Genomic DNA, 23,483 nt, shown 5'->3' with positions numbered 1-23,483 from the left:
GACATACGCCCGATCCGGCAACTATCCGGATCGGGCGTATGGGTCGTTCTTATCAGGTACGGTCCCAAAAACGCTTAACTGCAAGTGCTTTGATGTACTGGTCCGCAAATTTCGGGTTGTTTTCCGCCATGACGACACCGTCCAGGTTGTTGGCTTCCGTGCTGGCCGCATACTGGGCGGCACCTGCTCCGACGGCGATCGGCTTCATGAACATGTAGTGCATCTTGAAGAAATCCATGGCGCCCTGGTCGAACTTGAGCTGGTTCATCTTCGCCTTGCCGCCGACCAGGTACACCGAATCATACAGCGCAGGGTGGATGGTCAGGAACGTGTTGGTCGGCGTGAGTTCCATACCGCCTTTCCCCTTGACCGGCGAAAGCGTCTCGGAAATGAGATCGATCACCGCTCCGACTTCTTTAAGTGCCGCAAGCGCCTGGTCCACTTCTTCCTCGTCGAACCCGTCGCCGATCACCACCGCGACCCTGGACGTCATTGCGGAGTGCGGGGTGTTCATCTGGCTCAGGGACGGATAGCTTTTCTCGCAGTCGACATGCTGGGTCTCAGGCGGCCTGACACCGACGTTTTCCGCAATCATCGTGGCCAGTTCGGTGTCGACGTTCCCGAACATTTCAACCGTCTTCTGACGGATCTCCTTATTCTTCACCCCGCCGACGTGGAAGCTGAACGACTCGACGAGGTCCTGCTTCTCCGGCATCGACAGGCTGTTCCAGAACATGCGGGCCTGCGAGTAGTAATCCTCGAAGGAGTCGCTCGGATGCTCCCGTGTCACATGGCCTTCCACCTCGGCCGGATAGTTTTCATACCCTTCCGGTGCCGGAGTTTCATGAGGGGTGCCGTCTTCCTGCGTGTTGTTGTGGAAATGGACGTTGTCCTGTTCGATCGGGTATTTCAGGTAGCTGTCGCGCAAGTTGTGGTTCACATCGGACACCGGGCGGTTGATCGGCAGTTCCTCGTAGTTCGCCGAGTGGTGGCGGTGAAGCTCCGTATCGCGGTAGGCGAACGAGCGGCCCTGCAGCACCGGGTCATTCGTGAACTCAATTCCCGGTACGAGGTTTGCCGGGTTGAACGCGGATTGTTCCGTCTCCGAGAAGAAGTTGTCCTGAAGACGGTTCAGCACCATCTTCCCGATGACCTTCGGCGGCACTTCTTCCTGCGGCCACAGCTTGGTGTCATCCAGGATGTCAAAGTCGAACTTGAATTCATCTTCCTCGTCGATCAGCTGGACACAGAGGTCGTATTCCGGATACGCGCCGCTCTCGATCGCTTCGATGATGTCCCGGCGGTGGAAATCCGGGTCGGCGCCCCCGATGATGTTCCCTTCTTCCAACGTGATGGAGTGAACCCCAAGCTTCGGTTTCCAGATAAACCGGACAAACGTGGATTTGCCCTTTTCATTGATCAAGCGGAACGTATTGATCGGATAGCCTTCCATCATGCGCCAGCTTCGCGGCCGGCCACGCATCGACATGAGCCACATGACCATATGTGCGGACTCCGGGTTGCTCGTCACGTAATCCCAGAAGTTATCGTGCGCCACTGTTGCCTGCGGCATATGCTGCCTTGGCTCCGGCTTTGCGGCATGTGTGACATCCATAAACTTCATCGCATCAGCGAGGATGAACACAGGGAACTGGAGGGCAAGCATGTCATAGTTGCCTTCCTCCGTGTAGAATTTCGTGGCGAATCCGCGGATGTCGACCGCCGTGTCTTTAGAACCGCGGTTCCCCACAAAGTTGGAGAAGCGGACAAAGACCGGCGTTTTCTTGCCGGGCTCCAGGAACTTCGCCATCGTGTAGTCCTTCATCGACTCTGTCGCCACGAATTCTCCGTGCACGCCGTATCCCCGTGCGTGGACCACCTTTTCCGGAATCCGCTCACGGTTAAAGTGCGACTGCTTTTTGTAGAAGTGGAAATCCTGCATGAGGAGCGGGCCGCGCCTGCCTGCGCGCAAGGTCTTCTGGTCATTTGCGACTTTGTTGCCGCTGATGTCGGTCATCGGCTTGCCCGTGTTCTGCCTCCTGAACTGCTCCAGCTGCTTGTCTTTTTCGTTGCCACCGTTTTTCTGGTCCATGTTTTCACCCTTTTCCAGTAATCATTCCGTTCAGGATGCGGGGGAATCCCTGTGAACGGGATTCCCCCGCATCCGGTTCTCTCCCTTTCTTCCCATAGATTGCTAGTTTCAAACAACAAACGACAGATCAGGGATGCACATTAAAAGGCGGCCCGCGAAGATCAGTCTTCGGGCCGCCCTTTTCCTCATGCAAGATCACTGTTGGCTTTTGTCTTCCTGGTATTGGTTATAATATTGGACGCTGGTCATCGCCCCTTCTGACACCATTTCCGCATCGTCGATGTCGGCCGGCTTCCCGAGCTCCTTTTTGTAATCCGGATTGAACACACGGATGGCCTCGTCAATCCGATTTTTGACTTTCTTTCTGTTTTCTTCTTTTGTGAGATACGCCGCCCCTGCAACCAGTCCGGCTGCACCCGCCAACTTTGTCAGTTTCCCCATTCCTCTCAGCATCCTTTCCTGCTCTATTTCGCATTGTGTTCATGGATTGCAAGCCAATTAATCTATTCCCTTTTCCACGCCTTTCAAACAACTCATCCAGACGTATCATTGAGGGGACGGTAAAACAGCTTGTCATTGAGCGATTTTGCAGGAAAGTCCGATTATCGGCTCACGCTTTGCGTCATTGTCCGGGGAAGCAATTTTGTATCCGGCGAGATGCTGGCCCACCGGGGAGCTGATAAGTTTCAGGTTGCCCGATGATTCCGGAGTGGGGAAATTCTGCATGAGATTTCGTCATTCAGCCGTTCAGTTTCGTCATTGGACGAAAAAGTTTCGTCATTCGTTCTCCGGATGGCGGCGAATGACGAAACCGGGGGCGCGAATGACGAAACCCGGCCGACGAATGACGAAACCAGACCAATGAATGACGAAACCGGGTCAATGGCGACCTCCCAATCCTATCGGTCCGCATTCCTTCGGATCTCCGGATGACACACAGACAGCCCCCATCCGAATCCGGATAAGGGCTGTCCACTGCCTAGCCGATTTTTGTCAGGGTGCCGAAGAGGGTCGTCCGGTTGGCGCCGTTGTTTTCAAATCCGATCATTTCCTGTTCACCGCAGAAAAGCACGGCCCCTCTTGTCGCCATGACTTCCTCCCCGTCCACCGTGAACATACCGCTGCCTTCGATGACGACGAGATACAATTCCTTGCCCGGATGGCTGTGCGCCTTCATCGTCTGGCCCGGAAGGAAGTTCAGCGTGAATGCCGTGCTGTGCTCATTTTTCATGAAATCCACTTTCGTGAAGCGACTTTCGTCGAACTGCCGGAACGCCTTGAGCGCTTGGTGGTCCATATAAATGCCTCCTCTGATTGGTCGGTACTTGTACGATACCGTTGCCGGCCGGGCGGGAAACCCCCGGATCAGAAAATCCATGGCTTCCGTTTGAATGCTGCAAGCCCTATGACGGCATTTCTGAGCGCCTCCCCGTCCGGCGGCAGATCCACTGTGCCGCGAGAGCGCCGGACGGTCCCGTCATCATGGCGGATCGCGATCTCGTACGTCCGTCCTTCCAGGACCGGCGAACCGAAATCCATTGGCCACTCACCGATCCCGAAATCGGCGGTGAGGGAATCGAGGAACGCCGCCGCTGTGCCGGGGGCAATTTGGTATTCATCCCTTGTGTGGCGCATACCGCGCCCGGCCTCCTCATTCGTCAAGAGGATCTCATGGACAATCTGGCCGTCCCGTGTGATCCGGACGTCATGGACACGTTCCTCGTTTGGCCGGAGCGGCCCGCTCTCGGTCGTTTCAAAACGGATTTCAGTGATCACAGACTCCCTCCTCCACGAACGCAAGATCCTCTTTTAAAATCGAATACATATACAGGTCATCAAACCTGCCCCGGCCGTATTCATAATGGCGCAGCAGCCCTTCTTTCAGGAAGCCGTTTTTCTCGACAAGCCGGAGGGAAGCCGTGTTTCCGGGTTCAATAAGTGCTTCGATCCGCTCCAGTCCAAGATGGCTGAATCCGTAGCGGACCACCGCCTGCAGGGCCTCGCTTGCGATTCCCTTCCCCCAATATTCCCGGCTGAGCTCGTAGCCGATCTCGGCCCTGAAATGTTTGGGCTCCCGATTATGGAACCCGCAGCTTCCGATCATCTTGCCGGTTTCCTTGAGGGTGATGCCCCAGCGGATGCCGCTGTCTTCTTTTACGAGCGAATGGTACCACTTGATCTCATCCTGAACATCTTCCGTCGTTTCGAACGGTTCCATGCCGGTATGCTTCATCACCTCGGGATCGGACAGGTAACGGAGCATGTCTTCCGCATCTGAGGGATTGGCGGCTCTCAGGTACAGTCTTTTAGTTGTGAGTTCCAATAGTTTGGTATCCATATGAATCCCCTCTCAGCAGAATGTATGCCTGAAGATTGTTGATGGGTCAGGCTAAGCGAAAATGCAGCGATTCAAGCAGACGGTTCCCGATTACCGTTCTGACAGGCTCCCCGCGACGACCAGGCGCAGGTCTAATTCACTTTCGCGCGACATCTCCCCTCTAAGAAATCGTCCAGTTCCTGTATCGCGAGTTTTAGGGATGTCAGCCTTCGTTCAAGCAGTGTCCGCTGAGGGCTGCCGGCCGTGGAATTAGCATACGCCTTTTCGATGGACGGCATCATGCCCCGGAGCACATCACGGGCTTCCGCCAGAGCCTCATGCCCATATGGAGGTGCTTGCTGATTCCAAGCGCTTTCCAGCACGGCCAGCCCGGCTCTCACCGCACGAAGGCGTTTTTCGATCAGCGTCGTATTGGTACCTTTTCCCGCCATCTGTGCCAATCCCTTTTCCATCTTGCGGATGGTCGATTGTAAAGATTGGATGGACTCCGTTTTGACGGTTTCCGAAACGCTATCCAAAACCGGCACCCCCCTTCTATATTTTTAATTATCACACAGTCTGAGATTCACTTGAATCAAAAAGCGAACCCCAATGATGGGATCCGCTCAGATGACAATCTCCAAAAGTTCTTCCAGCCGGCTGATTTCGTATGTGGGCTCAATCGGTGTTTGGTTTTTCTTGCGGGAGGGATTAAACCAGCATGTGTCCACCCCGGCGTTCAGCCCGCCCTGGATGTCGGATGTGAGCGAGTCGCCCACCATGAGGACAGTCGAGGGATCCGTAACCTGCAGCTGTTGGAACGCATACTCGAAGATTTCTTTTTGCGGCTTCCGGTATCCCGTCGCTTCGGAGATGATGACCTGCTCGAATGCATCGCTGAACGGCGAATTCCGGATCCTGGACGTCTGCACTGCCTCGAAGCCGTTGGTGATGATCGCGAGGCGCTTGTGGGAAAGGGCTTCGATGACCTTATCGGCTCCTGGCATGAGATGCATCTGTTCTCCAAGGAACCCCAGATAGTCCTGATTAAAGACGACTGCATCGAGATTCAATTCATGTTCCAAAAACAATCTCCTGAACCGTTCCGAACCCAATTCATTGAGTCCCAGATTTCCGTTTTCCAGGTCACGCCATAGGCCCTCACTGATGGTCCGGTAGCTGGACCTGTATTGTTTAAGGCCATCAGGCATTTCGTATTTCCCGAACACACTGCCGAATGCCGCCTGCTCCGACTTGTCGAAATCCATCAGCGTGTCATCCACATCGAACACGATCACTTCGTATTGTTTCATCACATTCTCCCCCTTGCCGCCTATTCAAACTAAAAGAGCCTTCCCGTTCAGAAAAGGCTCTGTCCTGCTTATCCGATCAGGCTTCCACGCTGAACTGATCGAGCAATGCCCGCACGTCGTCAGTGGATTTCGTCTGCATCAGCTGGTTTCTCAGTTCGCCCGCTCCGCGGAATCCTTTGACGTAGATTTTAAAGAATCGGTGGAGCGCGGTGACGGAACGTGGTATTTCCTTGATATATTGATCGTGCAGATCCAGATGCAGCCTCAGGAGGTCCAGGTATTCCTTCGTGCTGTGCTCTGTCGGCTCTTTCTCGAAGGCAAACGGATTCTTGAAGATGCCGCGGCCGATCATGACGCCGTCCACGCCGTACTTCTCGGCGAGCTCAAGGCCCTTCTGGCGGTCAGGAATGTCCCCGTTGATTGTCAGCAAGGTGTCCGGCGCCACCCGGTCACGCAGTTCCTTGATTTCGGGGATCAGTTCCCAGTGCGCATCGACTTGGCTCATTTCCTTTCTCGTCCGCAGGTGGATCGAAAGGTTCGCGATGTCCTGCTCGAGAATATGCGCCAGCCATTCCTGCCACTCATCGACCTCATGAAAGCCGAGCCGGGTTTTCACACTGACGGGAAGCCCGCCCGCTTTGGCCGCCTGGATCAGTTCCCCAGCAGTATCCGGTCGCAGAATCAGCCCGCTGCCTTTCCCTCTTGTCGCCACGTTCGGTACCGGGCAGCCCATATTGATATCAAGACCGCTGAATCCCATTTCCGCCATGCCGATGCTCATCTGGCGGAAATAGTCGGGCTTGTCCCCCCAAATATGCGCCACCATCGGCTGCTCGTCCTCGGTGAACAGCAGGCGACCTCGGACACTGTTGATGCCTTCAGGATGGCAGTAGCTGTCCGAGTTCGTGAACTCTGTAAAAAACACATCCGGCCTGCCGGCTTCGGCGACGACATGGCGGAACACCACATCCGTCACATCTTCCATCGGGGCAAGTACAAAAAATGGTCTCGGTAAATCGCGCCAAAAATTCTCTTTCATGTCTGACTCCATTCCTCTCACTGCGAATAACCTGTTATCGAATCGTACCAATTAATGAACGACTTTTCCAGCCTGATTGCTTCTGCAAGTATGATAGATAAAGGGTTCGCCAAAGAACTTTCTGCTTAAAGAAACCCCGAACTATTTGTCCGGGGGAAAATTCCTTTATAATGGTTGGAGGCAGTAAACCGATCAACTCCAAAACAAAGAAAATCCACCTCAAAACATCATTCGAACAACCTAAACTGGGATTATTTTTCAACAAGTATTTATGGGGGGAAAACATGATTTCACTTCTATTAACGATGAAGCGGCTTTTGGGTGCGATCTTAAAAAACATGAAGGATCCGGTGTTTAAATCTCTTGTAACGACACTCACACTTATCCTCTTGTCAGGCACATTATTTTATAGAGGAATTGAAGGATGGTCTTGGCTGGATTCTTTTTACTTTGCGGTGATTAGCTTAATGCCGACGAGTGCCAGCACAGGACTTGTTCCTTCGATGACCATAAGTAAAGTGTTTACGATGATTTACTTAGTGGTTGGGATAGGTGTAATGGTTGGTGCTCTGGCCATGATCGGGAAGTCTGTATTGAAATTTGATGATAAAGAGATGAAACGCTCAAAGAAAAAACCGAATAACTAATGACTGTAGGCAAATCGGAGCCGGAGTGAACCTCTTTCTCCGATTTGCTAATTTTATGGATCTGGCCTGAGGTTGGTGCTGTCTCACTTATTTGCAAGCCATTACTGAATCCATAGACATTTTGACACATGCTCCCCGAACCATACTGCAGACCCTGCATTTTATTGTCAGCCGCGTTTTTCCTTCGTCCAATGGCTGTTCACTTCAACGCCGGCGTCCTTCAGCAGATTGTATAAAGGGCACCTCTTCTCGACCGTTTCTTTCAGCCGCTCCAAAGCTTCCTCGTTTTCCTCAGTCTCAACCACTACATTCAGGTCCACTGTCCGGAAATACGTCTGAACACCTTCTACTCCACGGAAACCGCGCGGATCCAGCGTTCCGGAAGCGTCGTACTGAAGACCCTCATATTTAAAATCCTGTTCCTTGGCAACATAGGCCGCCACGATCGATGTGCAAGCTGAAAGTGCACCCAGGAAATACTCAAGCGGGTTCGGCCCCGTATTCGTGCCGCCAAGCCTCTGCGGCTCATCTACAGAAAACGCAGGAAGATCCCCGACGTTGACCGTATTTTCCAAACCCTTGCCTGCTTTGCCGCTGACGCGCAGCACTGCCATCTGTTGTTGTGTCATACGAATTCTCCTTTTATATGAAAGTTATAGCGTGGCCCTTTGGAGGCATGCATTTTTGCTTGTACACAGTGTAGCATGTTCATGCACCGTCATAGACGGGTATCCTAGTATAGAACTTCTATTTCAAAGGAGAACTTTCATATGGCTTTTTTAGGAATCTTATTTGGTGTGCTTATAGTTGCTGTAATGATCGGTCAGTTTTTGCTTTATCGGAAAAGCGATCCCCCAACACCCGTCTTGATCTACAATGGATTATTGGGGGTTTTATTGTCTTGGTTGATCTTTACCTCTTTACCGACAAACTATGATGGGCAGCAACTGATCTCGCTCGTTTGGGGATTGATTGCCCTGATCGGCTTGGCCATTCGATTCGCCGGAGCGAAATATGTCATGATCGGCAAGGTGCTGCTGACCATAGCAGCAGTCGGTGGATTGATTCAGTTGATCATGGGGTGATTTCATCCCGAAGAACTTGATTCAATCTATCCACATGTCTAAATCAACGGGAGGTTCCCTATCCATCCTTCAGAAGGTTGGATAAGGAACCTCTTTTTTCGACCGTTTCTATTCAACCGTTTCACAAAAGTTTGCTCCGGGATATTTAGTGGAATCATGATACCACGATGCAGGAAACTAAGAGGAGGTTGTCCCCGTTGGCCCAAACAGAACGAACGGTTGCGGAATTGATGCTAGAACAGTTGTCCATGTATGGCGTGAAACGGATCTACGGGGTGGTGGGCGACGCCACGATCGGGTTCATCGACGCACTGGCCAAACAGGACAAGATCCAGTTCATCACATGCAAACACGAGTCGACGGCGGCCTTCATGGCTTCCGCGGAAGCGAAGCTGACTGGAGGGCTCGGTGTCTGCACGGCGACGATGGGACCCGGTGCCACGAACTTGCTGAACGGCCTGGGCGACGCCCACGCGGACCGCGCGCCTGTTCTTGCCCTCACCGGACAGGCACCCACTGACAAATACGGAACAGCAACTCCGCAGTTCATCAACCAACAGGATCTCGTGAAGCCTTTCGCCGCCTATTCTGCGAACCTCGCAAGCTCGGATGCCGCGGCCGACCTTCTGGAAAAAGCAGTGGGGACCGCGCTCAGACAGCGGGACGTCACCCATCTGTCCGTGCCGAAAGATCTGTTCATGGAAAAGACGTCTGCAAGCCCACGGCCAATGGCTGAAGTCATCCAAGGCACCGCCGTCTTTACGAAGGAAAGCCTGAAAAAGGCGGCGTCCATCATGAAATCTGCAAAACGGCCGATGATTTTTGCGGGTTCAGGTGCTGCAGGAGCTGCAGAAGAATTGCGGAAACTAGCGGAATTATGGGGAGCCGGCATCCTCGTCAGCCTGGGCGGGAAAGGACTGCTTGAGGAATCGACCCCTAACCTGCTGCAAGGAATCGGCGAAGGCGGCAACCCGCATGCCTCTGAATTATTCAAGCAGGCGGATGTGGTCCTGCTCGCGGGTACCACCTGGTGGCCCGAGGGACACGTCCCGACCGACGCACGCGTGATTCAGATCGATCTTCACTTCAACCAGATCGAAAAGAACATTCCTGTGGAACTCGCAATCGCCGGCAAGTCGGAAGAAGTGCTTCCTTTATTGAATGAGCATCTTGAAGGCTTCTCACGTTCTGACGACTGGGTGGCCCGGTGTCAGGAAGTCAAAGAAAAATGGGCCCGGAACAATGAAGATGAGGGTAATTCAGAAGGATACCCCTTCCGCCCTTCCCGGATCATCCGCGCGCTCGACCGCACCGTAGCACCCGACGCCATCCTTGCGCTGGATACAGGAGACAACACGGTGTGGACAAACCGCAACTTCCGGCAGACCAACCAGACGACCGTCTTCTCCGGCTACTGGCGGACGATGGGCTTCGGCCTGCCTGCAGCCATGACCGCCAAACTGATCCACCCGGACAAACAGGTCGTCGCGATTGTCGGAGACGGCGGACTCCAGATGGTGCTCGCGGATCTGATGACCGCCATCCGGTACGGACTAGATATCACAGTCGTTGTGATGAACAATGAATCGTTGCAGATGGAAAAAGATAAAATCGATGTCATGGGGACAAAAGACATTTGGACAGACCTTACCAATCCTGACTTCGTTAAGCTTGCGGAAGCGTGTGGTTGGAAAGCATTCCGGCCTGTATCGGATGATGAGGAGCTTGAATCGGTGTTGGAGGAAGCACTTAATACAGGTGGTCCCTCGCTCGTTGATATCAAAACGGTGCAGGTGTTTTTCCCGGAAACGGAATAATAAACGCGGTGACCAGGTTGAGTGGTCACCGCGCGTTTATTATTCCGTCTCTGGGTGAACTGCAAAAAGAGGCCTGTTCAGAACGAATTATGAAGGTCATACCATTCGTGAGCATTTGGGGTTACCGTTTGAAAAACTGCGACAAAACTACCGGGTACCCAAGTGATATCAGATTACCTGGATGCCCGGTAGTTTTTAAAGTCTCAATTTCATGCCCTTTAAGATTAGTGCAAATGGACATCAGGTACTTAGTTTGAATCCACAAACAACTCCAGTCAAGTCACCGCTCCCACGTGTTGTACTTAGGTTATTTTCTTACACTTTATCCTCACTATTCAACTTAGTCAAATCTTCATCTTCTGCTACATCGGTCCAACGTGAACTGATGTTTTTTTCAATACATAACTTCGCTTTTTTATCACCAAAAGCACTTTTTGTTTTCTCAAGATTTTCAGGCCTTACTTTTTTCCCAACAGGATTTGTATACCACCCACAGAAATATATCTTGTTTACTTCTTCGATATCTCTTCTTTTACCTGCATTCATTAAAACCTCCGTATATGTTGGTCTTTTAGAAAACGCAGTTGGGATTTTATTATTTAAAGCTTTGAAAAAGTCCTTCGGTTTAAATATGTGATTAGGGTCATACTTCAAATCAAGATAGGCAACCAATTTCTTATAATTCTCCAAATAACCTCTCGCTTTATATCCCTTCTCTATTTCTAATTCGAATACTTCTGGTTTTGATCCTAAAGTAGTTAGGTACAACCTATATGGAATTATATCTGACAAAAATATACAGCTGAATTCTTTTTCATTATATTTAAAAGAGAATACTACTCTATCTTCACCTTTTTTAATCATGTCTTGATGTAAAACTCTTAATCCAGTGAATTCAAACATTTTTTTATCACCTCTTCATCGAACTATACTACCCTATACTACTATGAAAATTGTCTGAGGAAGTGTTCGACGTGGCCTATTCTCGGCGGCTCGCCGACAAGGACGTCGATCAGTTTGCCTTCCTTGCACAGCTATGGAATGAAGGTCTTCAGCCGCTCAGGCTTCGAAATGGGTATTTGTAAGGCCGTTTAGCTCAGCATTGCGCTCGGCGTCTTTGATGACTTGATGGTTGATTTCCAAACCATACACTTCTTTCTCCTAATTGGTGAAAAAGAAGGAGATCATACCAAGACGTACGCATCGTTGTTGGTTTTCGTTCCACTGAGATTGGCATAGTCGAGTGCCTGTGAGTACAGGTCTTCCGTCTGGTCGGGGTTGATCTGGTAGAACGAGCGGGCGGAGATCTATCTTGTCGGTGATGACGGGCGGTCCGAAGAGCGGAAATCGTTTCGTCGCCCATATGACGTATGTTTTCCGGTCGTTGACGTTCTGGACGATCGATCTAACGTCGGGCTGCCATCCTTTTATCTTAAAATCATGTTCTCTGGTGTAGAGAACTAAAAGATAACCCGAAAACGCTCCAATGAGCACTTCATAAACTGGAACTTCCACCAACTTCTCCATATAAGTTTACCTGATGAACTTATTCTTTTAAAGTTCAAATTTCCTATTTGTCTTTCTGAATTTCATCATCCCATCATCCCTTCTGCTTGAATGCTTTTCCGCCGACTGGTAAACACCGTGAAAGTAAGACCTTTTAAGTAATTCAGAAAACGATTTGTAATAAAAGTTAGAGCATGGTACGCTTGTCGTGGAAATGGTAACCAACCACAATTTCATATCGATACACTAGGGGTGTTTTTTAACTGAGATGAGTGTGTACTCAAACCCTTCGAACCTGATCTAGGTAAAACTAGCGTAGGAAAGTGTGAACTTTAATGCATCCGTAAAGGGCTATGTGTCTTTTCATCATGTCGTTATCGTTTTACGCAATCTTCCTATGGAAGGTTGCGTTTTTTACTTTTCAATCGCTATTTACTTTTTTGTTTCTCACTATCAAAAGCATGGGGGTTGTTATGATGACAAGGGTTGTATTGGTGACGGGTGGCAGCCGGGGGCTGGGAGCTTCTATTGTGAAGACATTGGCTGGTCAAGGTTTTCGGGTAGTGATCAACTACTATCAAAGCAAGGATGCTGCGGAAAAGCTGGTTTCCGAAATCGGCAAAGGAAATGCGATTGCGATTCAGGCGGATGTAACCAATCGTGAGGAAGTCGATCACATGATCGAACAAGCGACAGCATACTTTGGCCAGGTTCATGTGGTGGTCAATAATGCATTGGTGGACTTTAAGTTCGACCCAGACAAGCAGAAATCTTTCACCGAGCTCACATGGGATGACTATCAAAAACAACTGGACGGTACGTTAAAGGCAGCATTCAATGTCGCTCAAAGCGTCATGCCGCAATTTATTGAACGGCAAAGTGGCAACATTATCAGCATCGGCACCAATCTCTTTCAAAACCCTGTTGTCCCTTATCACGAATACACCACGGCAAAAGCCGGATTGATCGGTTTTACCCGTAATCTTGCTTCCGAATTGGGGCAGTTCGGAATCAGGGCGAATGTTGTTTCAGGCGGATTACTGAAAACGACGAATGCCAGTGCTGTGACCACACCGGAGGTATTCGATTTGATTGCCCAGTCGACCCCATTGAAGAAAGTGACCACTCCCCAAGACGTAGCGAATATGGTCGCTTTTCTCTGTTCGGAAAATGCCGACGGGATCATGGGCCAGAACATCACGGTGGACGGCGGGCTGACCATGAACTAATGCATTTCAAATAAAGAACGATCGTTCTGATGACGAGGTGTAAGGCAATGAAATCGACTCAAGATCAACAGCTGAACATCGGGGTTTTGCTTTATGGCTGCGGACACCATCAGGCCGCTTGGTTAATGCCGGATTCAAGTATCGGGCGCATCGGAGACATTTCCTATTACCAGTCCCTGGCGCAACTGGCGGAAAGGGGTTACTTCGATGCGGTGTTTTTTGCCGACAGTCAGTCGTTTCCCGGCAAACATTCCACTGATATGCCGGCCTTCTGGTTTGATCCGGTCGTCAATCTGACGGCCATTTCTCAAGTGACGGAACATGTGGGATTGGTGTCGACGATTTCAAGTACGTTCTCCAATCCTTTTACCGCTTCCCGCCAGCTGTTAAGCCTGGACCACATTACGAATGGGCGTGTCGGCTGGAATCTGGTTACGTCCATGACCGATTTGGAAGCGCTGAATCATGGGATGGAGAGTCTGCCTCCACATGACAAACGGTATGAAAAAGCGGACGAGTTTGCCGATTTAATGAATAAGCTGTTTCTCTCATGGGACGGCAATGATTTCGTCCATCAGCGGGAAACAGGGGAACTGATCGATCCTTCCGGCATCCGGCCAATCAACCACGAGGGCACCTACTTTAAGGTGCATGGGCCGTCCACTACACCAAAAAGCCCACAGGGTAAACCGGTACTGATGCAAGCGGGGGCATCCAAACCAGGCATCGCATTGGCGGCCAAATACGCCGATGCCGTTTATTCAGTGTCCTGGAACCTCAAGCAAGCCAAAAGGTTCCGTGAAAAATTAGATGAACAAGTTCACCAGCATGATGCCAATCAAAGACACGTCAAAGTGTTTCCGGGGCTGGTTACCTATGTCGGACACACACGCGAAGAAGCATTGGCCAAAAAAGCAGCCTTGGATGAGCAACTGCCGCTTGAGACGGCTTTAAAGCAGTTGAGCTACTTTATCCGGCAAGACTGTTCGGACTGGGAGATCGATCAGCCCGTGCCTCCCCTTCCCCCGGTTGAGGAATTTACCGGTCCGGTCGGCCGTTACGAAACGATCCTGGAGATCGTAAACGATACACAACCTACAGTAAGGGAGCTATTGGGATACCTGAGCGCAGGAGGCGGACATCTCACCCTGATCGGGACACCCGCGGACATTGCAGATCAGATGGAGCTGTGGTTTAAAGCAGGCGTGGCTGATGGATTCAATCTGATGCCCCCAACCTTACCCGGAAGTCTGGATGACTTTGTTGAATTGGTTGTTCCTGAACTGCAAAAAAGAGGCCTGTTCAGAACGAATTATGAAGGTCATACCCTTCGTGAGCATTTTGGGCTGCCGCTTGAATAGCTCCCCTCATTGAGACATAAATACCGGGCATCCAAGTGACTTCAGATCACTCGGATGCCCGGTGCTAATTTTAGTTCTCGTTGTTCATGACGCAGATAAGCGAGTACATATGCGCAATTGATTTCCATCAGGATCCACAACTGTCATCATGCGAAGTCCTTCCAGATCTTCGTTTGGAGGTTCCGCTAGATTTTTTAATTCGTCGCACCATCTATCAACATCGGGAACAAAAAAGTGAATCAGCCCGCCAGCTTCACAGTCACCAGCATGTTCGGTCAAATAAATGGCCATCCCCTCCTTAGAAATCTGAACAAAGGCAGGGAAATCAGGTTCAAATCGATGCTCCCAATCGTCTTGAAATCCCATTCCTTCCACGTAAAACGCCTTACTTCTTTGATAGTCAGCAATGCGGAATGCAGGAATTACATTTTGCATCTGGACATCCTCTATCTAATTCCTTTATTTTTGCAGCCGATAAGATGATTTAGACTGAGAAACGGCTTCAGAGGTTTCATTGATTAGTTACCTATCAGATCTGGTAGAACGAGCGGGCAGAGATTTCGAATGTCACGCTGCCGATTTTGTCCGTGATGACGGGCGGTCCGTAGAGCGAAATCGTCTCGTCTCCCATGATGACGTTCGTTTTCCGATCGTTAACGTTCTGGACGATTGACGTCACGTCCGGCACAATGCTTCGAATCAGTGTAGGTATCCGGTCTAACCGGCAAAATCACCTGCTGAATTCTCTCTGCAAAGATTTAGTCAGAGAATTATTCAGTATCACCTTTATAAACATCTACATCGTTTTCATCTAATACAGCTTTTATTTCTTTACCTTCAAAAACAACCATGTAGTCATTGGGTAAAGCGAGAACTTGAATAATTTCTGGTTTAATTTTCAGAAGTTGATATGCATATAGAGCATACAACTCTTCAGTACGATCATCCTCTACAGAACCTATATACCATCCTGAATCTCCTTTTTCAACTTCTCCATTTCTTTGTAAGAATATTTCCTCGAGTTCTAGCACACCTTTAGAAAGTATGATTTTATCACTAAATTTTGTCGATAAACCATCTACATCAATCTTTCTCAAAAAATCACTTTGTTCGAGTTGTACCCACAATGCTAAAGTTAGGTCTTCTGTTATATCTTCAAATGGATTTTTAGAGTAATCAGGAGTAGTCAATATAAAATCACCAGATTCTCTCTCATATAAATAATAGACAGACCAACCAATTTGAAGGGAGAAACCATTAATTAATTCTTTATCTTCTATTTGTTCTAATATAGCAAACAAAATTTCCACTTGAGGTTCTAGCACTTCTTCGGCTGTTGCTATAATGGTTTTACCCACAATCATCTTTTCGAATTTCTTCATTACTTAAGCCTCTCTTCTATAGCTAATTTTAATGCTCTTCTAGCTAGATCCTCTTTTTCTAACATTTCCTTTCTAACATTCACAGGAACTTCTCCTATCTTAGAATGTCCTTTCCAATCAGCCCAACTATGTGCCCCCTTAGAAGCATTTGAAGATTTTCCAAGACCAACAAAATTATCTTTTAGATTTAGTATTTCTATTTGTTGTTCCCTACTTAATCTACTGAATCCATCCATCTTAGTTATTTCTTTCATTGAAACAATATGATCTGCTTCAAATTTATCAACTTCATACCCGTAAACTGGATCAACTTTAGGACCATCTGGATTAACCATTTTTCTTATTTCATTACTTGGTGTCTTTTTCCTCAAATTTTTATATTCGCTTTTAGTTATAGTATTACCCGAATTCTTAATCTCAGCATCCGCATTGTGTATAGATGTATTAACATTGCCGCTCTTAATGCTCTCTGGCATGTATGTTTTTTGAGGGGTATTTAGTGTATGCAAGTTGGGCGTTCCTATTTGGTAACGAGTACTAGATAATAGATTTAGGCGATTTTGTGTTATGCCAAGTTGACCGTTGATAACATCCTGATAAATTGGCGAATAGACGGATTTCATCGCCTCAGTATTAATCACGTTTCTTGCTTGGAATAAATCGTTTCCGTTTTTGATAAATTTCCCACCCGTACTCGCCCACCCAACGACGGGAATCATTGCTGAGAAAGAAAGCCCCGCATTTACCACATCTCCTCTGGCCGAATAAATCACACCATTTATTCCATCTGCCACTTCACCAACAACCGGTATAAGACCAACTACATCTAACCCGGTCTGTATAAAATCTAATGGCTTATTTTCTTTAGGCTTCTCAACTTCAATGTGCTCTTGCTTAAAATTATCTTTGGAAACAACTTTATAGAAAACTGTTTTGTTAACAATATACTCCTTAATGACTAATCCATTTTCATATACGTGATATATGACATCGTCTTCCTCGTCCTCTTTGACGGTGTTCACTTTTTTTCCCTTCAAGGGTTTGGAAAGTCGCTGAGGTAACCATCGTACCGATTAGCTGTTTCTGTTCTTCTACCCATAAACCATTAGGATTTGAGTATGCTTTTGGAAACAGCTCCGTTCTAATTTCGCTTCTTAACGTGAGAACATTCCACTGATTTTGCTCAAAGGTTACATCTTTTACCCCTGCTTTGAACAGTCCCTCCAAGTCCATAAGCCACGCGTTCATTGTCTGCAAATCTTGTTCAATGGACTGGAGTGCGGTTGTTTGGGTTATATCGAATTCATGAAGTGCAATGACTGTATCATCGCGTTTTCTCTTGCAATGGATGACTCCCTCCTGCACTTCACTATCATCTAGGTGAGGAAGGCTGACAATATCACTCACCTGATCCATGATACTATTTGTATCATCCGTCAAAGTTGTGACTAATTGGCCAATTAATGTAATACCATGTTCAAGTTCGCCTTCAAGGAATTGTTCCGCTATGTAGCCTGCCGATTCTGGTTCGAGCGAATGAAGGGCTGCCTCTGTCTGTTGCAGCACAAGTTTGTATTTCTCAGTAAACATTTGAAAGAATTGAAGAAATGGTAAATGACATTCCTTATAAAATGAGCGAATAGCATTTCCCCCTGAACCTTTCAATTGTTCTTCCATTTTAACGAGTTCTGACATTACCTGATAGATGGAATCTGCTTCTTCTCTCAATTTATCAAGCTTAGCAATTTGTCGATGCAACCCATCTTGAAATAAAACAACATCCAGCACTTTCATAGACAACGCCCCACCATACGTTTGGAGTTTTCCCGTCTACAAGATAGTAATTTTCTTCCTGTGAACATTCTTCTCCTCCTTCGGTAGCTATTGTTTGTAACTAATTCCTTTTTTTCTATTGAAGGTAAAGGAAGATGCTAATTTAAACTAACGTGCTACTTGTCTGTCCGATATTACTGTCCAAAAAACGGAAGATGATTGCCTGCCAACATGTTCTTGTATGAATTCACCTTTTCAAACACCACTGAAATTGATTATCAACTTGGCTTAGAGAATATTTCATGTCTATAGCTCTTTCACCGTATGTATTTATTGGTCTGAAAAATGCCTTGTCATTTTTCAGACCAATCCCAAAAACGAGACTTAATGCACACTGTAACCGTTCAGTATAGTTCCATCCAAGTCACAGCTTCCACATGGCTCGACTGCGGGAACATATCCACCGGCTGGACTTCCTTCGTTTTGTAGCCGCCGTCTTCCAGGATGCGGAGGTCGCGGGCGAGTGTGGCAGGGTTGCAGCTGACGTAGACGAGGCGCTTCGGGCGGTAGTCGAGGATCGTACGAAGCAGGTGCTCGTCACAGCCTTTCCTTGGCGGGTCGACGACGAGGACGTCGAATCGCTTGCCTTCCTTGTACCAGCGCGGGATGACGTCTTCGGCCGCTCCGGCTTCGAAATGGGTGTTCGTGAAGCCGTTCACCTCGGCATTGCGCTTGGCGTCTTCGATTGCCTGCGGGACGATTTCGACGCCGTATACTTCTTTCGCCTGTTTGGCGAGGAAGAGCGAGATCGTGCCGATGCCGCAGTAGGCGTCGATGACGGTTTCGTGGCCGCTGAGGTTGGCGTAGTCGAGTGCCTGTGAATAGAGGACTTCTGTTTGGTCGGGATTGATCTGGTAGAACGAGCGGGCAGAGATTTCGAATGTCACGCCGCCGATTTTGTCGGTGATGACGGGCGGTCCGTAGAGCGGAATCGTCTCATCACCCATGATGACGTTCGTTTTGCGGTCGTTGACGTTCTGGACGATCGATGTGACGTCCGGCAGCACGCCGCGGATCAGGTCGACGACTTCGTCCTTTTTCTTGAATTTACGGGTCCGGGTGACGAGGACGACCATCGTCTCGCCGGTCGCCTTCCCTTTCCGGATGACGACGTGGCGGAGGAAGCCCTTGTCCTTCTGTTCGTCATATGCCTTGATGCCGAGTTCATGCAGGCTGTGCTTGATTGTGCGCATGACGACGTCGGCTTCGGTTGACTGGATCAGGCACGTCTCGGTGTCCATGATCGTGTGGCTGCCGCGGCGGAAAAATCCGGCGACAACTTGGCCGCCGTCCCGCTCCGCGAACGGGATCTGGGACTTGTTCCGGTAGCGCCACGGATGTTCCATGCCTTTGACCGGATGGACCGGGACATCAGGAAGCTTTGCGATCCGGTCCATGACGTCGCGGACCATCTTGCGTTTGCGCTCCAGCTGGCCCTCATAGGACAGGTGCTGGATCTGGCAGCCTCCGCATTCCGGGAATACCGGGCACGGCGGCTCGACGCGGTCTTCGGACGGCTCGACGATGTTGAGGAGCTTTGCGAAGCCATATTTCTTGAGCGTTTTGGTGACCTTGAATTCAACGGTTTCGCCGGGGAGTGCCCCGGGGATGAAAAGCGGATAGCCGTCGATCTTCGCCACCCCTGAGCCGTCATGGGTCAGGTCGGTGATTTCGCCGATCAGCCGGTCGTTTTGTTGGACTGCGTAAGCCATAATTAATTTCCTCCGATTCAGTGCAGTTGGGTTTATTTTAGCAGAACGGAGCGGATTTTATCAGCGTCTGCTGTGTCATTAAGCAAGTTCAGTATGGATTGGATGCACTCGGCGAAGATTTGGATGCACTCAGGCAGAGTTTGGGTGCACTCGCCGCACATTTCGACGCACTCCCGCAGTTTTATTAACATGCCCAGAGAATCCGGCGACTCGTTGTATGGAAGCACTCGCGCAGCCTTTGGACGCACCCGCGGCACATTTCGAAGCACTCGCCCCCACATGCGAAGCACTACCCAATCCCACACCCCATAAGGAAAGCCGCCCCGCATCACGGGACGGCTTCTTTCCTTCATTCATTTCTTCTTTTCCTTCGGTGGCCTTGTCGCCGCTCCGTCCATCGGGGCGACGATGAAGGCGATGATGATTGCGCCGATCAGCACGATGAATGGCGCGTAGAACATGAGAAACTCATCCATGATTTGTGCCTCCTTCGCCCGTTAGGCGTGTTCGTCTTTTTTGCGCCCCTTCACGTAGTCCTTATTGAACAGGAACATGCGGAGCAGCAGATACAGGGATGGAACCAGCAGCGCGAGCCCCAAGATAAAGGCGATGATGAGCGCTGTGGCCATCGCCGGGTTCGTGAAGCTGTCGTAGATCGTCAAGTGCGGATACAGCAGGTATGGATAGTGCGAGATGCCGTACCCGTAGAAGGCAAAGGCGAATTGGCCGATCAGCAGCCACACCATCAGGCCGTAATTGCGCCGTTTCCAAAGCAGGTACACGGTGCCGATAAAGAGGGCGCCTGACAGCACGAACATCCACCAAAGTCCGAGCAGTTGGTTATAGTGCTCCGGATTGTGATTCCGGAGTTCCCAGACGATGCCGGTTGCCGTGATGATCGTCGGGAGTGCCCAGATGAGCGCATACTTCCGGAGAAGGTTTGTCGCATCCGGATCGCCCGCTTTCCATGCGTACCAAGTCAGGAATACGGCCGAGATATAGAGCGTTGCGGCGATCGACAGGAAGACGATCGCCCAGGTGAGCGGGCTGGTGAAGAGTGCCGCGTAGTCCAGCACCGGCTGACCGTCCACCATGTCGATGAACCCGCCTTCCGAAATCGTCAGGACAATGGATAACGATGCGGGAAGCAGCAAGCCTGCTGCCCCGTACATGAACGAGTAGCCTTTATGCCCGCGTGCTCCGTACGTCTCGAAAGCGTAATACGAGCCTCGTACGGCAAGAAGAATGAGCGCCAGGCTCAGCGGAACGAGCATCGTCGTACCGTAGTAGAACGCCGTTGAAGGGAAGAACCCGATCATCCCGACAAAGAAGAAGACGAGGAAGACGTTCGTCACTTCCCATACCGGCGACAAGTAGCGCTGAATGACATTCGTCAGAATGCGCTCCTTCCCTGTGAGAAGGCTGTATGCGTTGAAGAATCCCGCACCGAAGTCAATCGCGCCGACGATGATATAACCGAACAGGAACGTCATGAGAACCGAGATACCCAATACTTCCAGACTCATGACAGATCACCGCCTTTCACGCGTTCTTCTTCGATCCGTGCCTGTTCACGGTCGGCGATTTCGCGCTCAACCGGATTTCTCCTGAACATCCTGCGCAGGACGATCACGCTGCCGACGCCAAGGACCAGATACAGCAGAGCGAACAGGTAGAGCATCGTATCGACCTGCCCACTTGTAGTCGCAGCCTCCGGCACTTTCATGATGCCGCGGAGGATCCACGGCTGCCGGCCGACTTCTGCATACCACCAGCCCATTTCGATCGCAATGATCGAAAGCGGTCCTCCGGCGACCAAGAGCCAGCAGAACCAGCGTGATTGGATAAACCGCCATCCGAGATGCCTGCCGAGCCAAAATACCCCGGAAATCAAAATCATCAGGACCCCGATCGTCACCATCGTATCAAACAGGTAGTGGACATATAGAGGCGGAATCTCATCTTCCGGGAAATCGTTCAGGCCGATGACTTCCGCAGTCGGATTGGAGTGTGCCAGGATGCTGAGAGCGTATGGAATCTTAATGGCGTATTTGACTTCTTGGCCATCCAGGACCCCGTACATCATGAGCGGTGCCTTGCCCTCTGTTTCAAAATGCCACTCGGCGGCAGCCAGTTTTTCCGGCTGATACTCAGCGAGATATTTACCGGAGAAGTCGCCGATGACGGCGGCCCCGATCGAGAAGATCAGCCCGAGTTTCATCGTCAGGTAAAGGGCTTTTTTGTGATACACATGATCGGAACCTTTGAGAAGCCGGAAAGCCGCGATGGCCGCCAAGACAAATGCTGCCGTCATATAAGCTGTCACGACAACGTGCGCCACTTTGGTCGGCATCGCAGGGTTAAACATTGCAGCAAGCGGCTGAATGTTCACGAGATTTCCGTCCACAAGATCGAAGCCTTTCGGAGCATTCATGAACGCGTTGACCATCGTAATGAATACTGCGGAGAAAGAGGCTCCGATTGCGACCGGCACAAGCAGCAGCATGTGCTTTTTCTGATTGTCGAACCGGTCCCATGTGTAGAGGTAGATCCCAAGGAAAATCGCTTCAAAGAAGAACGCAAAGGTCTCCATGAATAGCGGAAGCGCGATGACCTGCCCCGCCAGTTCCATGAAATTCGGCCATAGCAGCGACAACTGCATCCCGATGGCCGTACCGGTCACGACTCCGACCGCGACCGTGATGACAAACCCTCTTGCCCAACGGCGCGCGAGGAGAATGTAATGTTCGTCATTTTTCTTGATGCCCACCCATTGGGCTATCATGATCATGAGCGGTACACCGACACCGATTGTGGCATAGATGATGTGGAAGCTCAGGGTCAGCTCCGTGAGCAGCCTTGAAAAGAATACCGCTTCTTCATTTCCCATGCAGATTAACCTCCTGTTTAATTTGTATATATTCAGGGTATGTACAACTAGTCATCCCCCGAAAATCCTGCCGGCTATCGATAACAGCATGATGGCCGCCACGATGAAAGCGAGCCACATTAACCACCGTTCCTGATTTTTGTACATGAGGCATCCCTCTCTTCCTTAGATAAGTATACCCTCGGAGGCATGCATTTTAACGCTTAGAATAAGGCGGATTTCTGATAACGAAATGACAAATTGGTTATGGGCAAGTGACAGAGTTATGGCAAGAATTGTTGCGAAAGTTCCAAGAATTAGGTATAATGAATAAATCACTTTACAGGGAGGTGCCGGCCGTTATGATGGTTGAACTCAGGAAGAAAGTATTGGCTTATATTACTCGCGGAGACGGGCCGGACCAGCAGTTGCTCGTTTACACGATGAAGGATCATCCCGAATCGGGTGTGCAGGTGCCGGGCGGAACGATCGACCGCGGCGAACTCTTGATGGATGCACTTTATCGTGAAATAGAAGAAGAGACAGGCATTCAGAAAGATGACCTGGTCCTGATCGGCAAGCTCGCGAAGAATACGTATTTCCCCCGTCACCGTGACCGGAGGTACGAACGCACAATCTTCCATTTGGAATACCGCGGAGACGGTCCTGAACAATGGGAACACACCGTCACCGGAGACGGCAAAGACCAGGGACTCACGCTGCAAATCCGCTGGATGCCGGTCTGCGATATCCATGGACTCGCGAAAAAACAGGACATGGCGTTGGATGCGCTATAATGAAACGAAAAGATCCGGCCATGTGCCGGATCTTTTTTGCGTATGGGCGAGGTCGCATCGTCACTCTCGGGAGCTGAATCGTCACTCTCGTGGCCGAATTCGTCATTCTCGTCCTACCAATCATCACTTTCACTTTTTTATCCGCTTCAACCGCCCGTTGTAATCCCATATGTACCGTGTCGCCTATCCTTGGCCGACCTTCTGTAACGGATATTTGCTGAGCAGATTAGCGGCAGCTGTTTGCGAAATCCCAAACAATTCTCTTACTTGCTCATTGGTGACCGAAGGACTCCTCAGCAGGAACCATCTTTCCAAAGTTCGCGTGTATGGATCGACTGTTTCCCACTGGCATTGACATTTCCATCGCCGCTCCGTGATCCTCTTCAACTTCCTCCAGCACTTTTCGCATACGGGCTTCCAATGAATATCCGTGACTGCGATTCCTATAATCTCGAGCAAAGGAAATGGTAAATAAGGTTTATTG

Annotated in this window: 24 protein-coding genes, 1 pseudogene and 1 riboswitch; of the genes and pseudogenes, 6 read left to right on the top strand and 19 right to left on the bottom strand. The window is 49.9% G+C overall.

All coding sequences use genetic code 11. The features are described from left to right. Positions 1 to 52 precede the first annotated feature (52 nt). The 8 genes from BLT01_RS05730 to BLT01_RS05695 form a co-directional block, all read right to left on the bottom strand. The gene (locus BLT01_RS05730; RefSeq protein WP_092095630.1) at positions 53 to 2,092 is read right to left on the bottom strand and encodes a catalase; all 2,040 of its coding nucleotides are present in this window, start codon (positions 2,090 to 2,092) and stop codon (positions 53 to 55) included. 195 nt (positions 2,093 to 2,287) lie between these two features. Further along, positions 2,288 to 2,533 (bottom strand): hypothetical protein, encoded by a 246-nt coding sequence (locus BLT01_RS05725; protein ID WP_092095627.1) that lies wholly within the window; start codon positions 2,531 to 2,533, stop codon positions 2,288 to 2,290. A 538-nt stretch (positions 2,534 to 3,071) separates the two neighbouring features. Continuing rightward, positions 3,072 to 3,389: a cupin domain-containing protein gene (locus tag BLT01_RS05720; protein WP_092095625.1), complete on the bottom strand. Its 318-nt coding sequence runs from the start codon at positions 3,387 to 3,389 to the stop codon at positions 3,072 to 3,074. Positions 3,390 to 3,457: 68 nt separating this feature from the next. After that, positions 3,458 to 3,868, bottom strand: coding sequence for a hypothetical protein (locus BLT01_RS05715; RefSeq protein WP_092095622.1), 411 nt, complete (start codon positions 3,866 to 3,868; stop codon positions 3,458 to 3,460). After that, on the bottom strand, positions 3,858 to 4,430 hold the full coding sequence (locus BLT01_RS05710; RefSeq protein ID WP_092095619.1) for a GNAT family N-acetyltransferase: 573 nt from the start codon (positions 4,428 to 4,430) through the stop codon (positions 3,858 to 3,860). Before BLT01_RS05710 ends, BLT01_RS05715 begins: the two co-directional genes overlap by 11 nt. 131 nt (positions 4,431 to 4,561) lie before the next feature. Next, positions 4,562 to 4,948 (bottom strand): hypothetical protein, encoded by a 387-nt coding sequence (locus BLT01_RS05705; protein ID WP_092095616.1) that lies wholly within the window; start codon positions 4,946 to 4,948, stop codon positions 4,562 to 4,564. 87 nt (positions 4,949 to 5,035) lie between these two features. Further along, positions 5,036 to 5,722, bottom strand: a complete 687-nt coding sequence (locus BLT01_RS05700) for a YjjG family noncanonical pyrimidine nucleotidase (RefSeq protein ID WP_092095613.1) — start codon at positions 5,720 to 5,722, stop codon at positions 5,036 to 5,038. 76 nt (positions 5,723 to 5,798) lie between these two features. Then, positions 5,799 to 6,761 (bottom strand): tRNA dihydrouridine synthase, encoded by a 963-nt coding sequence (locus BLT01_RS05695; protein WP_176765059.1) that lies wholly within the window; start codon positions 6,759 to 6,761, stop codon positions 5,799 to 5,801. A 284-nt stretch (positions 6,762 to 7,045) separates the two neighbouring features. Here BLT01_RS05695 and BLT01_RS05690 point away from each other — a divergent pair, with 284 nt between their 5' ends. Next, entirely contained in the window at positions 7,046 to 7,408 is a 363-nt protein-coding gene (locus BLT01_RS05690) for a potassium channel family protein (protein ID WP_092095832.1), read from the top strand. A 167-nt stretch (positions 7,409 to 7,575) separates the two neighbouring features. Here the strand turns inward: BLT01_RS05690 and BLT01_RS05685 are convergent, their stop codons facing one another. Next, positions 7,576 to 8,037 carry an OsmC family protein gene (locus BLT01_RS05685; RefSeq protein ID WP_092095608.1) on the bottom strand — a complete coding sequence of 154 codons (462 nt, stop codon included), beginning with the start codon at positions 8,035 to 8,037 and terminating at the stop codon, positions 7,576 to 7,578. A gap of 141 nt (positions 8,038 to 8,178) precedes the next feature. Here BLT01_RS05685 and BLT01_RS05680 point away from each other — a divergent pair, with 141 nt between their 5' ends. Both BLT01_RS05680 and BLT01_RS05675 read left to right on the top strand, forming a co-directional pair. Continuing rightward, on the top strand, positions 8,179 to 8,493 hold the full coding sequence (locus BLT01_RS05680) for a hypothetical protein (protein WP_092095606.1): 315 nt from the start codon (positions 8,179 to 8,181) through the stop codon (positions 8,491 to 8,493). A 197-nt stretch (positions 8,494 to 8,690) separates the two neighbouring features. After that, a complete protein-coding gene (locus tag BLT01_RS05675; RefSeq protein WP_092095604.1) occupies positions 8,691 to 10,310 on the top strand; it encodes a thiamine pyrophosphate-binding protein in 1,620 nt (539 codons plus the stop codon). A gap of 315 nt (positions 10,311 to 10,625) precedes the next feature. On the opposite strand, the gene BLT01_RS05670 is transcribed toward BLT01_RS05675, so the two are convergent. After that, on the bottom strand, positions 10,626 to 11,213 hold the full coding sequence (locus BLT01_RS05670; protein WP_092095598.1) for a DUF6037 family protein: 588 nt from the start codon (positions 11,211 to 11,213) through the stop codon (positions 10,626 to 10,628). A gap of 841 nt (positions 11,214 to 12,054) precedes the next feature. Beyond that, positions 12,055 to 12,155: riboswitch (TPP riboswitch) on the top strand. A 137-nt stretch (positions 12,156 to 12,292) separates the two neighbouring features. On the opposite strand from BLT01_RS05670, the gene BLT01_RS05665 reads away from it, so the two are divergent. Together BLT01_RS05665 and BLT01_RS05660 are read left to right on the top strand one after the other, a co-directional pair. Beyond that, positions 12,293 to 13,045 carry a 3-oxoacyl-ACP reductase gene (locus BLT01_RS05665; protein WP_092095595.1) on the top strand — a complete coding sequence of 251 codons (753 nt, stop codon included), beginning with the start codon at positions 12,293 to 12,295 and terminating at the stop codon, positions 13,043 to 13,045. Positions 13,046 to 13,092: 47 nt separating this feature from the next. Next, complete coding sequence (locus BLT01_RS05660; protein WP_092095592.1) at positions 13,093 to 14,406, top strand: LLM class flavin-dependent oxidoreductase; 1,314 nt, start codon at positions 13,093 to 13,095, stop codon at positions 14,404 to 14,406. Between the two features lie 84 nt (positions 14,407 to 14,490). Here the strand turns inward: BLT01_RS05660 and BLT01_RS05655 are convergent, their stop codons facing one another. The 9 genes and pseudogenes from BLT01_RS05655 to BLT01_RS05620 form a co-directional block, all read right to left on the bottom strand. After that, the gene (locus BLT01_RS05655; protein WP_092095590.1) at positions 14,491 to 14,841 is read right to left on the bottom strand and encodes a glyoxalase superfamily protein; all 351 of its coding nucleotides are present in this window, start codon (positions 14,839 to 14,841) and stop codon (positions 14,491 to 14,493) included. 97 nt (positions 14,842 to 14,938) lie between these two features. After that, positions 14,939 to 15,112, bottom strand: a pseudogene (locus tag BLT01_RS15040) (23S rRNA (uracil(1939)-C(5))-methyltransferase RlmD); the annotation flags it as partial. 64 nt (positions 15,113 to 15,176) lie between these two features. After that, positions 15,177 to 15,788: an immunity protein Imm33 domain-containing protein gene (locus BLT01_RS05650; protein ID WP_092095587.1), complete on the bottom strand. Its 612-nt coding sequence runs from the start codon at positions 15,786 to 15,788 to the stop codon at positions 15,177 to 15,179. Further along, on the bottom strand, positions 15,788 to 16,810 hold the full coding sequence (locus tag BLT01_RS15295; protein ID WP_218123190.1) for a hypothetical protein: 1,023 nt from the start codon (positions 16,808 to 16,810) through the stop codon (positions 15,788 to 15,790). Before BLT01_RS15295 ends, BLT01_RS05650 begins: the two co-directional genes overlap by 1 nt. Beyond that, positions 16,758 to 17,582, bottom strand: a complete 825-nt coding sequence (locus tag BLT01_RS05640) for a ribonuclease YeeF family protein (RefSeq protein ID WP_092095584.1) — start codon at positions 17,580 to 17,582, stop codon at positions 16,758 to 16,760. The genes BLT01_RS15295 and BLT01_RS05640 overlap by 53 nt, the downstream gene beginning before the upstream one ends. A gap of 383 nt (positions 17,583 to 17,965) precedes the next feature. Then, complete coding sequence (rlmD, locus tag BLT01_RS05635; RefSeq protein WP_092095581.1) at positions 17,966 to 19,333, bottom strand: 23S rRNA (uracil(1939)-C(5))-methyltransferase RlmD; 1,368 nt, start codon at positions 19,331 to 19,333, stop codon at positions 17,966 to 17,968. A gap of 353 nt (positions 19,334 to 19,686) precedes the next feature. Continuing rightward, on the bottom strand, positions 19,687 to 19,809 hold the full coding sequence (gene cydS, locus BLT01_RS15485; RefSeq protein WP_260470051.1) for a cytochrome bd oxidase small subunit CydS: 123 nt from the start codon (positions 19,807 to 19,809) through the stop codon (positions 19,687 to 19,689). Positions 19,810 to 19,830: 21 nt separating this feature from the next. Next, positions 19,831 to 20,859: a cytochrome d ubiquinol oxidase subunit II gene (locus tag BLT01_RS05625; protein WP_092095575.1), complete on the bottom strand. Its 1,029-nt coding sequence runs from the start codon at positions 20,857 to 20,859 to the stop codon at positions 19,831 to 19,833. Continuing rightward, complete coding sequence (locus BLT01_RS05620) at positions 20,856 to 22,223, bottom strand: cytochrome ubiquinol oxidase subunit I (protein ID WP_092095572.1); 1,368 nt, start codon at positions 22,221 to 22,223, stop codon at positions 20,856 to 20,858. Before BLT01_RS05620 ends, BLT01_RS05625 begins: the two co-directional genes overlap by 4 nt. A gap of 341 nt (positions 22,224 to 22,564) precedes the next feature. On the opposite strand from BLT01_RS05620, the gene BLT01_RS05615 reads away from it, so the two are divergent. Beyond that, positions 22,565 to 22,999: an NUDIX hydrolase gene (locus tag BLT01_RS05615; protein WP_092095569.1), complete on the top strand. Its 435-nt coding sequence runs from the start codon at positions 22,565 to 22,567 to the stop codon at positions 22,997 to 22,999. The last annotated feature ends 484 nt before the right edge of the window (positions 23,000 to 23,483 follow it).

Source organism: Bhargavaea beijingensis (assembly GCF_900101985.1).
GTDB lineage: Bacteria > Bacillota > Bacilli > Bacillales_A > Planococcaceae > Bhargavaea > Bhargavaea beijingensis.
Note: the sequence above shows the minus strand (reverse complement) of the source record. Positions and strands in the feature narration are given on the sequence as shown.